This is a genomic window from Nonomuraea sp. CA-141351 (assembly GCF_050944675.1).
Lineage (GTDB): Bacteria > Actinomycetota > Actinomycetes > Streptosporangiales > Streptosporangiaceae > Nonomuraea.
Map to the genome: position 1 here is coordinate 12405490 of NZ_CP191982.1, position 14425 is coordinate 12419914.

At 69.9% G+C, this 14425-nt stretch carries 12 protein-coding genes; 6 read left to right on the forward strand and 6 right to left on the reverse strand.

Annotated elements, in window-relative coordinates; genetic code table 11:
- Window positions 1-17: 17 nt before the first annotated feature.
- Complete coding sequence (locus ACQPWU_RS58325) at window positions 18-1118, reverse strand: sialidase family protein (protein WP_433435675.1); 1101 nt, start codon at window positions 1116-1118, stop codon at window positions 18-20.
- 146 nt (window positions 1119-1264) lie between these two features.
- On the opposite strand from ACQPWU_RS58325, the gene ACQPWU_RS58330 reads away from it, so the two are divergent.
- Window positions 1265-2671 (forward strand): dihydrolipoyl dehydrogenase family protein, encoded by a 1407-nt coding sequence (locus ACQPWU_RS58330; RefSeq protein ID WP_433435676.1) that lies wholly within the window; start codon window positions 1265-1267, stop codon window positions 2669-2671.
- On the opposite strand, the gene ACQPWU_RS58335 is transcribed toward ACQPWU_RS58330, so the two are convergent.
- The 4 genes from ACQPWU_RS58335 to ACQPWU_RS58350 are packed head-to-tail and all read right to left on the reverse strand — an operon-like array spanning window position 2659 to window position 5939.
- Window positions 2659-3078, reverse strand: a complete 420-nt coding sequence (locus tag ACQPWU_RS58335) for an STAS domain-containing protein (protein ID WP_433435677.1) — start codon at window positions 3076-3078, stop codon at window positions 2659-2661. The genes ACQPWU_RS58330 and ACQPWU_RS58335 overlap by 13 nt on opposite strands.
- A gap of 60 nt (window positions 3079-3138) precedes the next feature.
- Window positions 3139-3648, reverse strand: a complete 510-nt coding sequence (locus ACQPWU_RS58340; protein ID WP_433435678.1) for a MarR family winged helix-turn-helix transcriptional regulator — start codon at window positions 3646-3648, stop codon at window positions 3139-3141.
- An 18-nt stretch (window positions 3649-3666) separates the two neighbouring features.
- Window positions 3667-4665, reverse strand: coding sequence for a hypothetical protein (locus tag ACQPWU_RS58345; protein WP_433435679.1), 999 nt, complete (start codon window positions 4663-4665; stop codon window positions 3667-3669).
- A complete protein-coding gene (locus tag ACQPWU_RS58350; RefSeq protein WP_433435680.1) occupies window positions 4662-5939 on the reverse strand; it encodes a hypothetical protein in 1278 nt (425 codons plus the stop codon). Before ACQPWU_RS58350 ends, ACQPWU_RS58345 begins: the two co-directional genes overlap by 4 nt.
- A gap of 288 nt (window positions 5940-6227) precedes the next feature.
- On the opposite strand from ACQPWU_RS58350, the gene ACQPWU_RS58355 reads away from it, so the two are divergent.
- From ACQPWU_RS58355 to ACQPWU_RS58375, 5 genes are all read left to right on the forward strand, one after another.
- On the forward strand, window positions 6228-8366 hold the full coding sequence (locus ACQPWU_RS58355; RefSeq protein WP_433435681.1) for a transglycosylase domain-containing protein: 2139 nt from the start codon (window positions 6228-6230) through the stop codon (window positions 8364-8366).
- 181 nt (window positions 8367-8547) lie between these two features.
- Window positions 8548-9519, forward strand: a complete 972-nt coding sequence (locus tag ACQPWU_RS58360; protein WP_360683780.1) for a LacI family DNA-binding transcriptional regulator — start codon at window positions 8548-8550, stop codon at window positions 9517-9519.
- Window positions 9506-10741, forward strand: a complete 1236-nt coding sequence (locus ACQPWU_RS58365) for a serine/threonine-protein kinase (protein WP_433435682.1) — start codon at window positions 9506-9508, stop codon at window positions 10739-10741. The genes ACQPWU_RS58360 and ACQPWU_RS58365 overlap by 14 nt, the downstream gene beginning before the upstream one ends.
- A gap of 236 nt (window positions 10742-10977) precedes the next feature.
- The gene (locus ACQPWU_RS58370; protein ID WP_433435683.1) at window positions 10978-12030 is read left to right on the forward strand and encodes a lytic polysaccharide monooxygenase; all 1053 of its coding nucleotides are present in this window, start codon (window positions 10978-10980) and stop codon (window positions 12028-12030) included.
- Window positions 12027-12554: a hypothetical protein gene (locus tag ACQPWU_RS58375; RefSeq protein WP_433435684.1), complete on the forward strand. Its 528-nt coding sequence runs from the start codon at window positions 12027-12029 to the stop codon at window positions 12552-12554. The genes ACQPWU_RS58370 and ACQPWU_RS58375 overlap by 4 nt, the downstream gene beginning before the upstream one ends.
- A gap of 225 nt (window positions 12555-12779) precedes the next feature.
- Here ACQPWU_RS58375 and ACQPWU_RS58380 read toward each other — a convergent pair whose 3' ends face one another.
- Window positions 12780-14360, reverse strand: a complete 1581-nt coding sequence (locus tag ACQPWU_RS58380; RefSeq protein WP_433435685.1) for a cellulase family glycosylhydrolase — start codon at window positions 14358-14360, stop codon at window positions 12780-12782.
- Between the last annotated feature and the right edge of the window lie 65 nt (window positions 14361-14425).

The window sequence follows — 14425 nt, forward strand, 5'->3', positions numbered from 1 at the left end:
CGGCCCGGGGCGCGGAGTCAGGGGATCAGTTCGGCTACGGGGAGGCGGCGGAAGGCGATGGTCTCGTACGGCCCGAAGCTGCCGGTCTCGAACAGCAGCCCCACCGTGTCCCCGTCCACCCTGACCAGGTCGGAGTAGGCCGCCGGCAGCCCCGACACCGTGTGCGCGACCCGCCAGGTCACCCCGAGGTCGCCGCTGGCCCGTACCGTCATCAACGCCCTGGTGTCCGGGGCGGCGGGCCCGGAGAACAGCAGCACGTCCGGCGACGAGCACCACAGCGCGCTCCCCTCCACCACCGGTCCTGCCAACCCCGCCTGGGGGCGGAAGGGCAGGTCCAGCGTCTGCCCGCCGTCGGAGGAGTACGCGTCGGCCCTGGTGCCGGGCGCGGTGGAGTCGGTGCGGGCGTTGACGTAGAGGCGCCCGTCCGGCAGTTCGGTGGCCGTGGTCTCGTTGACGTTGACGTACCCGTCGGGGTTGTCGTCGACGTACCCGATGCGCCACGTCTGGCCGCCGTCGTCGCTCAGCAGAGCATGACCGCCGTTGTACTTGCCCTCGGTCCCGTTGTCGGACCCGGCGGGCGGCAGCGAGTGGTTGCCGGGCACCACGATCCGCCCGGCGTGCGGGCCGTGCCGCAGCTCGACCGCGTGCCCGGGAGCGGTCGCGTACCAGCGCCACTCGGCGCGCTTCACGCTGCCGGTGATCTCGCGAGGCGCCGGCCAGGTGACCCCGTCGTCGGAGCTGACCTGGACGAACACCCGCCGCCCGTCCGCCGCGGACACCTGGCCGCGCCTGATCTTGTCTTCCGTGGCCGACGGGCCCTGCCTGACGTGGACGAGCACGATCCGGCCGTCCGCCAGCGCGACGGGCGCCGGGTTGCCCGCGGTGCCCCGGCGCGGCTCCGTGGCGACGACCTGCAGGGCGCCCCACGTCCTGCCGCCGTCCGTGGACCGCTTGAGCACGATGTCGATGTGGCCGGAGTCCCCGGCCGAGGCGTGCCGCCCCTCCGCGAACGCCAGCACCGTGCCCGCCCCGGTCACCACCGCCGCGGGGATCCGGTACGTGTGATAGCCATCCGTCCGCTGCCGGTACGGCACCGACGTCGGGTAATGATCAACCATGTGGGCACGTTACGGGCCCCGGGTGAACGCAGCATGACGTTCCCCGCCCCCTCCCGCGAACGGCACGCGAGCCGCCGCGTCGCGAAGAGGGTGGGAGCTCCGGCATGAAAGAGTGCAATTCACAGGCGAGTGCTTCTGGAGGCAGGGTGGCTGACGAGTTCGACGTCATCGTGATCGGCGCCGGTCCCGCCGGCGAGAACGTCGTGGACCGGGCAGTGCGCGGCGGGCTGACCGCGGCGATCGTCGAGGAGCGGCTGGCCGGCGGCGAGTGCGCCTACTGGGCGTGCGTCCCGAGCAAGGCGCTGCTGCGACCGGTCGATCTGGCGGGCGAGGTGGCGCGGGCCCCAGGGCTGTCGCTCGGGCCCGTCGACGTGGCCGCCGTGCTGGCCCGGCGCGACGAGGCCGTCTCGCACTTCGACGACTCCGGTCAGGTGCGGTGGATCGAGGGTGTGCCGGCCGAGTTCGTACGTGGGCGCGGGCGGCTCGACGGCCCCAAGCGCGTACGCGTCACCACCGAGGACGGCGTCGAACGCGTACTGACGGCCCGGCAGGCCGTCGTGCTGGCCACCGGCAGCACGCCCGCCATACCGCCCACCCCGGGGCTGGCCGAGGCGGAGCCCTGGACCAGCCACGACGTGACCGTGACCAACTCCATCCCCGACCGGCTGGCCGTGCTCGGCGGCGGCGTGGTCGCCTGTGAGATGGCCCAGGCCATGCACGGGCTCGGCGCGCGGCAGACCACCGTGCTGGTGCGCGGCGGCGGGCTGCTGGGCCGGATGGAGCCGTTCGCGGGAGAGATGCTGGCCGAGTCGTTCGCGGAGTCGGGCATCGAGGTTCGCACCCACGTCGAGGTCGTCGGGGTCGAGCGCCCGGAGCGCGGCGGAAAGGTGACGGTGCACCTGTCCGAAGGGCCGCCGCTGGAGGCCGACGAGCTGCTGGTGGCGACCGGCCGCCGGCCCGCGACCCGCGACCTCGGGCTCAGCACGGTGGGCCTGCCCAACGGCGAATACGTCGAGGTGGACGACAGCATGCGGGCCACCGCGATCTCCGACGGCTGGCTGTACGCCGTGGGCGACGTCAACGGGCGCGCGCTCCTCACCCACATGGGCAAGTACCAGGCCAGGATCTGCGGTGACGTGATCGCCGCGCGGGCCCGCGGTGACGAGCTGTCCGCGATGCGGGATCTGGCGGACGCGTACGGCGCGCCGCAGGTCGTCTTCACCGATCCGCAGATCTGCGCGGTCGGCCGGACCGAGGCGGTGGCTCGTGCCGACGGGTTCCGGGTGCGCGTGGTCGACTACGACATGGGGGCGGTCAGCGGGGGATACCTGATGGGCGAGGGCTACCGCGGCCGGGCCAGGGCCGTGGTGGACGAGGACAGGAAGGTGCTCCTCGGCGTCACGTTCGCCGCGCCGGGCGCGTCCGACCTGCTGCACTCCGCCACGATCGCCGTGACGGCCGAGGTGCCGCTCGACCGCCTCTGGCACGCCGTCCCGTCCTTCCCGACGGTGAGCGAGGTGTGGCTGCGGCTGCTGGAGGCCTACGGGTTGTGATCTCTTTCGGCCGCCGCCTCGGATTGGCGCGAGGCGGCGGCCGCTGTCGACTGCAGCATCAGCTCGGCCACCGTCTCCTCGACGCTCCCCCGCAGCTCCACATGTGACAGCAGATCGGTCAGCCGCAGCACCGACAGCAGGTGGCCGGAGGGCCGCACCAGGATGATGCGGCCGCTTCCCTCCTCCTCCATCCGCTGCATGGCCATCGCGAGCACCCCGATGACCGACGAATCGAAGAAGTCCAGATCAGCCAGGTCGAGCACCAGGACGGGCCCCTCCGACCAGTCCCACACGGCGTTGATGCAGGCGCTGAACCGGACCCGGCCCGCGTGGTCGAGCTCGCCCCTGGCGCGCAGCACCGTGCAATGAAGATGCCGGATCGTCTCGATTCGCAGGCCGCTGGTCACAACAGGAAAACTGCCCGCTGAGCGGCGTTATCACAGGCTATTGGCATTTTTCCGACCACATTAAGCCTCCGGGCCCCCTGGGTTACCAAGCGGTCCGTCGAGCAACTTGCGCAATATCGTGGCGAGCGTCTCGGTGTCTTCGCTGGTGAGGGGGGAGGCCAGACGGGCCAGGTTCGCGGCGTGCTCGGTGAGCGTCTCGTCGATGATCCGCAGGCCCTCATCGGTCAGCCGGACGCGGAAGCTCCGCCGGTCGGCGGGGTCGAGGCTGCGCTCGACCAGCCCCGCCGCCTCCAGCCGGTCGAGCCGGTTGGTCATGCCGGCTCGCGACATCATCAGCACCGCCGACAGCTCCGACGGAATCAGCGTGTACGGTGGCCCGGCCCGGCGCAGCGCGGCCAGCACGTCGAACTCACCCTGCCGCAGCCCGCGCTTGATGAAGACCCGGTCGACCTGCGGCTCCAGGACCCGCATCACCTGTGCGAGCCGGCCGAAGACACCCATCGCCGACAGGTCGAGATCCGGCCGCTCGCGCCGCCACTGCTCGAGGATCCCGTCGACAGCGTCGCCCATGACACCGCATCTTACGTACTAGTGCGTCGCGGCCGACTCCAGCGTGGGCATGGCGCCAAGGCAGGAGCCCATGATCACCAGGTACGGCGAGTTCTTGGCACTGGGCAGCATGAGCTCGGTCACGTTGCCGTCCACCCGCTCCTCGGGCCCGCCCATGTTCCCGTCCCTGATGCTGAACACGCGCTTCACGGGCGGCGCCGCCATGCCCAGCAGCTTTCTGGTGGCATGACGCATCCAGCGCAGCTCGCTGTTGACCCGCCGCCACGTCGCGGGGATGACACTCGCGGGCTCCGCCTTGGTGCCCAGCCTGAACGTGATGCGGCCACTCGACCCGAACGTGTCCTTCAGCACCGGGTTGACCACGAACATGCCCGTGCGCAGCACACGTGCGCCCTGCCGGTTGAAGTTGACCAGGCCGCCCGCGCTGATCAGCGAGGACTGCTCACAGCGGAGGCCGTCGAGCGTGTCGGGGTCGAAGTCCACCGGCGGCGGCTCCTCGAACACCACCTTGTTCAGCCGTACCCCGGCCACCCCGTCAGGCATGACGCGCCCCCGAACGGCCTGGCGTAGCTCCCCGGAAACCCCGTCGCCCTCTGTGATGTCGAGCAGTTCGACGCAGATCAGCCCGTCGTCGGGGATCTCCTCCGGCGACAGGTCGAAGGTCACCCGGGCGTGCGCCCGCTTCCCCTTGAGCAGCACGCACTGGCGCAGCTGCCCCTGGGAGCGGACCTGTACCAGCCGGGGCAGCAAACTCGTGGCCTCGGCCTGGCCGTCGTGCCAGCCGATCACGGACCGCTCGTCCAGCGACAGCGACAGCAGCACCCGCAGCGAGCGCCCCTGCGCGGAGACCTTGAACCCCGCCAGCCCCGAGGTCTCGAACCTGCCCAGGATCTGGGTGCCCCGGTGAAAGTTGTCGGTCACCTGCAGCGCGGAGATCTGGCCGTTGTTGATGTGTACGGGCGGGATGGCGGGAAGAATCAGCTGGTCGAGCTCGGTAGCGGATCCTGGGCTGGTCATGGGGTGCTCCTGGTGACGAACGGCCCTTCCGGGTCGGGAAACTCCTGGTGATGATCGTTTCGCCCGACTCGGCGAAACCGGTCGTGGGCGCTCCTGATGTACGGCCCCGCCGGGTCGTGGAAGTCGAAACGGGTGAGCATGGGTTCGCGCCGGTCCCACATGCGTGCGACCGCGCTGTAGAGGGGGTCGCCGTCGCGCTCCACGTGCCACAGGTTGACGGCGAGCGCCCGCGCGTAGTCGGCGCCGTGCTCCCAGTGCGGCAGGAGCCCGGTGGGCACGTCCGCGCCGCAGCGGCGCAGCCAGAGCCACAGGCGGGCGCGCTCGCGCTGCTCCGGCTCGAGGATGGACTCCCCCTTGTCGTGCTTGGCGATGGCCTCGTCGAGCAGCACGCGGATGTCCGACGGCTGCCGTGCGACGTGCGTGGCGCGGCAGGCTCTCCCCACCGACCAGCCTGCCTGGACGACGGGGATGCCGAATGCGGGCAGATCGCTGTCGCCGAACGCGACGCCCGCGTCCGTCATGCTCCAGAGCAGGTTCGCGGACAGGTCGTCGTCCACGCGCCTGATCCGGGAATGCGTTCTGGGGACGGGGTCGAGGAACAGCCAGTTCGCCGACACGTCCGACGCGGCGTACTCCACCGTCGACTCGAACAGGTCCGTGTCCTGCTCCGGCGCGTGGCCGAAGACCGTGATCGTCGGCCGGTCGGGGTCGAGCCCCAGACGGGCGCAGCCGTAGTGGCGGAGCTGGCGGCGCTCGGTGTCCGTGCGGACCTGGTAACCGCTCTTCGCCCGCCAGGCCGTCCGCTCCGCGTCGGGCGCGATCACGTGCCTGTGCGGCCAGACGTGCCGCTCGAAGAACGCGCCGACCCTGGCGGGCAACTCGTCGTAGAACGAGCAGGGGCCCTGATCAGGGAAGATCGCGTACGCCTTCAGCGACCCCTTCCCGTGAACGTGCACGACAGGGATGTCCCTGGGCACGTCGAGATCGACCCTGCTGGTGACCAGCGCGGCCGGCGGCACCCGCGGCGTCCCGTCCGCCTCGGCCCCGAACACGTCGGCCAGCCTGCGCCACTCCGGATCGACCAGCGCGAACAGCCGCGCGGACAGCAGCTCGCAGACCGCGTTCGCCACCATGAGCGTGCGTACCACGACCCGGATGTCCTGGTCGAACGCCTCCGCCACGACGCAGCTGTCGCCGCCCGGACTCTCGCCCCAGTACGTTCTGGCGGCGGCGAGCAGCCGATCGAAGTGCTCGCCATCCCCGACACGTCGCATAAGACCTCCCACCACGACCGGTAGGAACCCGACATTGCCAGAGCGGCCAACGCCCGACCGCACGTCAACACGCTTTCTTTGACGAAAACTGAAGATCGCCACAGCCTTCACACAGGCCCCAGGCGGCCCGAACTTCGGTCAATCGGCCAGAGGCGGAGAAAAACCGCTTGCCGCGCGAACAAACCGGCCCCGAACGGGGTCCAAGGTTTTACATAGAGCACGTCATGGCGGGGTTTAGGATGCACCGTATTGCCACGAGGGGGAGGTTTTACCACCATGGGTTCCCGTATGTCGAGTATCGCGCGCCTGACCGGGGCCGCGGTCGCGGCCGGTGTGGTGGCCGCGGCCATCGCGCTACCCGCGGTCGGGGGGACGGGAGCGATGTTCGTCTCGGCATCGGAGGACCTCGGCATCAAACCGCAGGAGCTCAAGGAGCCGCCCCTCGCGGAGAGGACGACGGTGCTCGACGCCAAGGGCGAGCCGATCGCGACTTTCTATGAGGAGTACCGCCAGAACGTCAGGCTCGACCAGATCGCCGACGTCATGAAGACGGCCATCATCTCGATCGAGGACTACCGCTACTACGAGCACGGACCGATCGACATCGAGGGCACCGTCCGCGCCCTGGCCAAGAACCTCAGCTCGGGCGGCATCTCCCAGGGCGGCTCGTCCATCACGCAGCAGTACGTCAAGCAGGTGCTGCTCAACTCGGGCACCACCAAGAAGGAGAAGAACGCGGCCCTCGAGGCCAGCTACGCGCGTAAGCTCAACGAGCTGCGGTACGCGATGGCGATCGAGAAGAAGTACACCAAGGACCAGATCCTCGGGAAATATCTGAACATCGTGTACTTCGGCGCCCGCGCCTACGGCATCGAAGCGGCCGCCAAGCGCTTCTTCGGAGTGACCGCCGCCGAGTTGACCCTGCCCCAGGCCGCCACCTTGGCCGGCGCCGTGCAGGACCCGCTCCAGACCGACCCCAGCCGGGGCAAGGAGTACAGGGCCCGGCTGCTGGCCCGGCGCAACGTCGTGCTCGACAGGATGGCCGAGCTCAAGAAGATCACGCCGGAGGAGGCCACCGCGGCGAAGGCCACCAAGCTCGGCTACAAGGGCACCCCGCTGCCCGGCGGCTGCGAGGCCAGCGACTACCCGTACTTCTGCATGTACGTCCGCAACGAGATCCTCAGCAACCCGGACTTCGGCAAGACGAAGAAGGCCAGGACCCAGTTCCTCAACCGGGGCGGCCTGGAGATCCGGACCACGCTCGACCCGAAGATGCAGGCGGCCGCCGAGAAGGCCATCAAGAAGCACGTGCACCCGTCGGACAACCCGGTCGCCTCCGAGGCCCTGGTGAAGCCCGGCACGGGTGAGATCAAGGCCATGGCCGCCAGCCGCAACTACGGCATCTCCAAGCGCAAGAACGAGATGTCGTACAACGTGGTCGCGGACGCGGTGCACGGCGGCGGCATCGGCTTCCAGGCCGGCTCGACGTTCAAGACGTTCACCCTGCTCACGGCCCTCAAGCAGGGCATGAAGATCAACGACGGCTTCACGGTCGGCAGCGGATTCCGCGCCCCCTACTACTCCTCGTTCAAGAACTGCAAGGGCGAGAACATCGGCGACCCCTCCGCCACCATCACCAACGACGAGGGCGGCGGCGGCTTCAAGTCGCTGGCCACCGGCACCTGGGGGTCGGTCAACACCTTCTTCATGACGCTGGAGCAGAAGGTCGGCCTCTGCAACGTGATCAAGACGGCCCAGTCGCTGGGCATCAAGCGGGCCGACGGCAACCCGCTGCGGGAGTTCGAGACGTTCACGCTCGGCATCAACGAGATGGACCCGGTGACCGTCGCCACCGCCTACGCCGCGATCGGCGCCCGCGGCAAGTACTGCGCGCCCATGGCCATCACCTCGATCAAGGACCGCGACGGCAAGGTCACCAACTACAAGCCCAAGTGCAAGCAGGCGATCGACCCCGAGGTGACGGACGCCGCGGCGAACATCCTGTCCGGCGTGTTCACCAAGGGCACCATGCGCGGCGTCGGCGGCATCGGCCGCCCGGCGGCGGGCAAGACCGGCACCACGGACGCCCAGTCCACCGCCTGGTTCGCCGGCTTCACCCCAGACCTGGCGGGCGCGGTCAGCATCGGCGACCCGCGTGGCGCGGTCAGCTACAAGCTGAACAACATCACCATCGGCGGCCGGTACTACGGCTCGGTCTTCGGGGCCTCCATTCCCGGGCCGATCTGGAAGGACACCATGCTGTCCGCGCTGAAGGGCATCCCGGCGACCGACTTCACGCCGGTGAACAGCTCCCGTTTCGGCGGTTGCGGGGCGAGCTGCCAGCCCCGGCGGCAGGAGCCCGACCCGGGCCACACCCCGGACGGGCTGCTGGACGACGCGAACATCGACACGACGCTGACCCACTGATCCAACCGGCGGGGGAAAACTGGGAAAACTCAGAAACCCTGCCGGTTGCCAATGCCTCTAGCTGAGCAAATTCGGAGTGCGTCCGCACAATGGGACGCACTCCCTGCAAAGGCCCTATTAACAGCGCCGAAACATTGGTACCGTGGGAGCGCTCCCAGGATCTTTTTCCGCGAGGTGCTCCATGACCGAGCAGCCCACACTGGCACAGGTGGCGGCCGCTGCAGGGGTTTCCCCCGCGACCGCATCTCGAGTCCTCACGGGCTCGGTGCGGGTCAGTACCTCGACCCGCCGGCAAGTCTACGACGCCGTGTCCCGCATGGGATACGTGCGCCAACGCGCCCCTCGGGGAACGGCCGCCAAGACCATCGCCGACGGCGTCACGGCAGTGATCTGCGACCACCTCCCCCGCCTCTTCTCCGAGCCGTACTACGCCAGGCTCCTGTCCGCGGCGGGTGCCGTGATCGCCGAGCACGGCACCCACCTCATGGTGACCACCGTCACCCCCACGTCATCCACCCTGCCCGTGCTGTCGGGCGCGGTGCTCATCGTGGGCGCCAGAGAGCGACATCCTCTGGCGATCAAGTTATCCACCTCGGGCGTCCCCGTGCGCAACATCGGCCGCCCGCCTCACGACCTCAAACTTCCGTACGCCGACGTGGACAACCTCGACGGCGGCCGCCAGGCAGCCGAGCACTTCCTCTTGTCCGGCCGCCGCAACGTCGCCGCCATCGGCGGACCACCGTCCTTACCCGGCGTCCGCGACCGCCTGGAGGGCCTGGTACGCACACTCCAGGCGGCCGGCCTCCCCGACGTGCCCGTGGCGTACGGCGACTTCACCGCGGCCTCCGGCACCCACGCCATGCAGTGGCTGTTACGCCACGCCCCCGGGTTGGACGCCGTCTTCGTGGCGTCCGACCTGATGGCGGCGGGTGCGATCCAGGCACTGCGCAGGGCCGGGCGCAAGGTGCCCGCGGACGTCGCGGTGATCGGATTCGACGACGCACCGGTCGCCAGGCACACCGTCCCCACCCTGACCACCATCCGCCAGCCCGTCGAGGAGCTCGCCACGGTCGCCACCCGGCTGCTCCTGACGGGGGCCGCGGGGATCGACCCCGTACTCCCCACGGAACTGGTCATCCGTGAGTCGGCTTGAGCCGGGGGATGTGCTGGCCCGCAGGTATCTGTTGCTGGATCCGCTGGCCCGCGGGGGGATGTCGGTCATCTGGCGTGCCTTCGACCAGTCACTGCACCGGATGATCGCCGTCAAGGTGCTCACCGCCTCACTCCACGCCGGCGACGGCGAACGGGTCAGCGCGCGCAGCGAGGCCCGCGCCGCCGCCAGGTTCATCCATGCCGACTCCATCGAGATCTACGACTACGGCGAGACCGTCACCACGAACGGCGGCGTCGCGGCCTACGTGGTGATGCCGCTGCTCGACGGCACACCGCTGGCCGAGCGCATCGAGCAGGGCCCTCTGCCGTGGGCCGAGGCCGCGGCCATCGCGCTGCGGCTGGCCCGGGTCCTGATGGCCGGGCACGCCCGCGGCCTGGTCCACCGGGACGTCACGGCCGAGAACGTCCTGCTCACCACCGACGGCCCCAAGCTGCTCGACTTCGGCATAGCGGCCTGGGCCGGAGATCCCGACGACGATCGCGGCACCCCTCCCTACGTCGCCCCCGAGCGGCTGCTCGGCGCGCCGACCCACCCCGCGGTCGACGTGTACGCCTTGGGCGTGCTGCTGCACGCCATGCTCACCGGGCGCACGCCGTACCCGGGGACGACGTGGGAGGAGGTCGAGGCGGCCCACAGGATGTATCCCACGCCTCGTGTCCCCGGCGTGCCGCACTCCGTGGCCTCGCTCACCCAGCGCTGCCTGGCGCGCCGGCCGGACGCGCGGCCGACCGCGGCCGAGATCGTCTCGGCGCTGACCTCCGCGCTCGGCACGGCGACACTGGGCCGGCATGTGAGGCGCGGCCTCACGGTCGCGGGGTCGGCGGCCGTCGCGCTCTCCGCCCTGCTGTGGTTCCAGCAGACGGGGCTCCAGGAGCTCGAGCGGGCGGTCATGCCGTCGCCGACGGCCAGGCTCGTCGAGAGCACCCCGTCCGCGACGGTCACCGTGGAACAGGCCGTGGACGACTTCAAGACCGTGCTGGAGGCCAAGACACCGTGCGGCGCGACCGACGCCGACGTCGTGCTGGACCTCAAGCAGGTGCTGCACGCCGCGGTGTCACCGCACGGCCCGTCGACGTCGACGACGGCCGGCCTGCGCAGGAAGCTCTCCGACCGCATGGCCGAGGGCCGGCTCGCGCCCGCCTGCCTGAGCGAGCTGCAGGCCAGGCTCGACGACATCGACGCCGCACTCCACGGGGATTGATGAGGGGTACGGCAGCACCGGCCGTACCCCTCGAAACGCGAGCCGCACCCCTCGCAAGCACGACCCGCGCCATATCCCTGAATGGGAGCGCTCCCAAGCATAGGGCACCATAACCAAGATCGGCTGAAAGTTTCACAGAGCGTTGTCGGAGCCGTGCGAGGCATGATTCAATGCGCTCGCCGGGCGGGCAGGTCGTGGGCAGGTTTTCCTCTGTCATCAGCGCAAGGGAATCCCCCATGAGGTTATTCAAGTCGGCGGCGATCACCGCCGTCACGGTACTGATCGCGACTGTCCTGATGGTGCCCATGCAGGCACAGGCGCACGGAGTGTCGATGTTCCCCGGCGCCAGGACGTTCCTGTGCTGGCAGGACGGCCTGCGGGAGAACGGCCAGATCATCCCCTACAACCCCGCGTGCGCGGCGGCCGTCGCGCAGAGCGGCCCGACCCCCCTCTACAACTGGTTCGCGGTGCTGCGCTCCGACGGCGCGGGCCGCACCTCCGGGTTCATCCCTGACGGCCAGCTCTGCAGCGGCGGCACCGGCGGGCCCTACGACTTCACGGCCTACAACGCTGTACGCAACGACTGGCCGGTGACCCACCTGACCTCGGGCGCGACCATCCAGATGCGGCACAGCAACTGGGCCAAGCACCCCGGCGCCTTCAACTACTACATCACCAAGAACGGCTGGAACCCGGACGGGCCGCTGAAGTGGTCCGACCTGGAGCCGTTCGGCAGCGTCACGAACCCGCCCGACACCGGCCCCGCCGGCGCGCTCAACTACTACTACTGGAACGCCCAGCTCCCGTCCGGCAAGACCGGCCGGCACATCATCTACACGCACTGGATCCGCTCCGACAGCAACGAGAACTTCTACAGCTGCTCCGACGTCGTCTTCGACGGCGGCAACGGCGAGGTCACCGGCGTCGGCCCGGGCCAGAGCACACCGCCCCCCAACACCTCGACCCCGCCCCCGCCGACCGGCGCCTGCACGGCGACCTGGAAGGCCACCGACACCGGCTGGGCCGGCCACTTCCAGGGCGAGGTGACCGTGAAGAACACGGGCACCTCCTCGATGAACGGCTGGACCGTCAAGTGGACCTACTCCGGCGGCCAGGGCTTCGACGGCTCGCTGTGGAACGGCGTGCTGTCCGGGCAGCCGCCCAACGTGGTGGTCAAGAACGCCACCTACAACGGGCAGCTCGCGCCGAACGCGACGACCTCGTTCGGCTTCAACGCCACCGGCTCCATCCCCAACCCGGCCCCGGCCCTGACCTGCACCAGCCCGTGATCAAATCACGTCGCGGGCTTGCCGCGGCAATCGTCACCCTGGCCGGCCTGACCCTGGCCGGGGTGATGTTTTTCGCCGGTCGGCAGCCGTCGTCGCAGCTGTACAAGGAGCTCGCCGCCCAGGTGACGCTGGCACTCGAGCAGTCCTCGCTCGACGAGCACCACGCGCACGGCCACGACTTCGACTCGCGCGTCGTGTGCGCCGTGGAGACCTTCGGGACCGATCCGCCGAACGCCACCTCCGTCGTGGAGGTGAAGTGGGTGTACGCGCGCCACATGTGCGCGGTCACCGGCGCGGGCACCGACTGGGCGACCTCCGTGCGGGCCTCCGGCCCGATCGCCGTCCGCATCGGCATCCCTCCCGTGGTCCAGGTGCCGGAGCCGGGCATGGGGTATCCGGACCGGGTCAGGCGGCTCATCCCCGCGCGCTACCAGGATGAGGCCTTCGCCGAGTTCGACGACGAGGACGCGATCGACGCGGCCCGCCAGCGATTCACCGAGATCAAGAAAGCCCAGGCCAAATAACACGCGAGGGAGCGCCGCCACCTGGGCCCGCGAGGGAGCGCCGTCGCCTGGGCCCGCGACGGATCCCAGCGACCGAGCCGCCTCCGCGGAGTGGAGGCCATGAACACGGACGCGGCCGACTGGAGGTATCGGCCGCGTCCGTCCCATCCGGGCGGGATGGTGTCGTTAGGCAGGGATGTTGGTGTTCCGCCTCACCTCCTCATACGCAGCGATCCGACGGGCGGTTCAGTTGGCACAGGTGTAGCCGGAAGGGACGGCCGTGTTGCCGTTCGGACGGCTGGCCTGCACCCCGAAGCTGGTGCTGGCGTTCGGCGCGAGCGAGCCGTTGTAGCTCAGGTTCTTGGCCGTCACGGTCTGGCCGCTGACCGTCACCGCGGCGTTCCAGGAGCCGGTGACCGTGTGGCCGGCGGGCAGCGTGAAGGTGACCGTCCAGCTCGGCTTGGTCGAGGTGCTGGTGTTTGTCACGGTCACGGGCTGCAGGACGTACCCGGTGCTCCACTGGCTCTGCACGGTGCCCGCGGCCGTGCAGCCGCCGCCGCTGCCGCCGCTCAGAGTGGTGAACGACGCCGTCGGCGACGCGGCGGACTGGTTGCCGGCCGCGTCCCTGGCCTTCACGTTGACCTGGTACGCGGTCGCCGCCGACAGCCCGGTCAGCGTGATCGAGTTGGTGGCCGTCGAGCCGAGCGCGGTGCCGGTCGAGGTGTAGACGTCGTAGCCGGTCACGCCCACGTTGTCCGTGGAGGCGGTCCAGCTCAGGGTGGCCCCGGACGAGGTGATGCCGGACGCCGAGGGTGTGCCGGGCGCGCTCGGCGGGCTCGTGTCGGTGCTGCCGCCGCCGTAGATCGAGGCCTGCTTGGAGGTCGCGGCGATGCCGTTGGCGCCGTTGAACAGCCGCTGGCCCCAGGAGGTGAGCTGGGTGACGTCGAAGTTGGTGACCTGGTCGAGGTACTCGACGCCGCCGCCGTTGCCGCTCCACGACCAGCCGAGGTAGCCGAGGCCGCGGCTCACGGACTGCGCCATGATCGTGTCCTCGTCCGGGTCGCCGTCGGAGTGGTTGAACCCGAACTCGCCGACGACCAGCGGCAGCCCCGCGGTCTTGAACGCGTCCATGTACGCGTTGATCTCCGCGGCCGTGTCGAAGACCCCGTACATGTGGATGGAGAAGATCGTGTTCTTGGCGGGGTCGCTGTCGAAGACCGTCTTGGCGTTGTCCCGCATGCCGAACTGCCAGTCCTGGCCCCAGTTGGGCGCGTCCACCATCAGCGCGTGCTGGAAGCCGTTGCTGCGCAGCTTCTGGATCGCGGCCGTGGTGGCGGATGCCCAGCCGGGGGTGACGGCGTTGTTGCCGATCGGCTCGTTGCCGATGTTGATGATGACGTAGTCCTCCTGGCCGACCAGGGCGGACTTGACGCTGATCCAGTAGTTGGCGGCCTGGTCGAGGGTGTAGGCGCCGCTCTGCTCGCCGTACCCCGTGGTGTCGTGGTTCTCGAGCACGCAGATGAGCTTGTTCTGCTTGCAGAGCGAGACGACGTTGGCCACGTCGGCCACGGTGTTGGCGGTCCAGCGGCCGCCGCTGAGCACGACCCGGACGGTGTTGGCCTTCAGAGACTTGATGTCGGCGAACGCCTTGGTCTGCGAGGCGTACCAGGTGTGCGCGTGGCTGGTGCCGCGCATGATGAACTCCTGGCCGTTGGCCTCCAGGAGCTTCGTGCCGCTGACGTGAATGCCGGTGGCGGCGCTCGCGGGGACGGCGGGGGCGACGAAGAGGGCGAAGAGGCAGGCCAGCGCGGTGAACAGTGCTCTCATGTGCTGCCTTTCACTGAGCTGTGGAACCGCCCCCGCCGCTGCTGCGGCGGGGGCGGGGTCTTCAC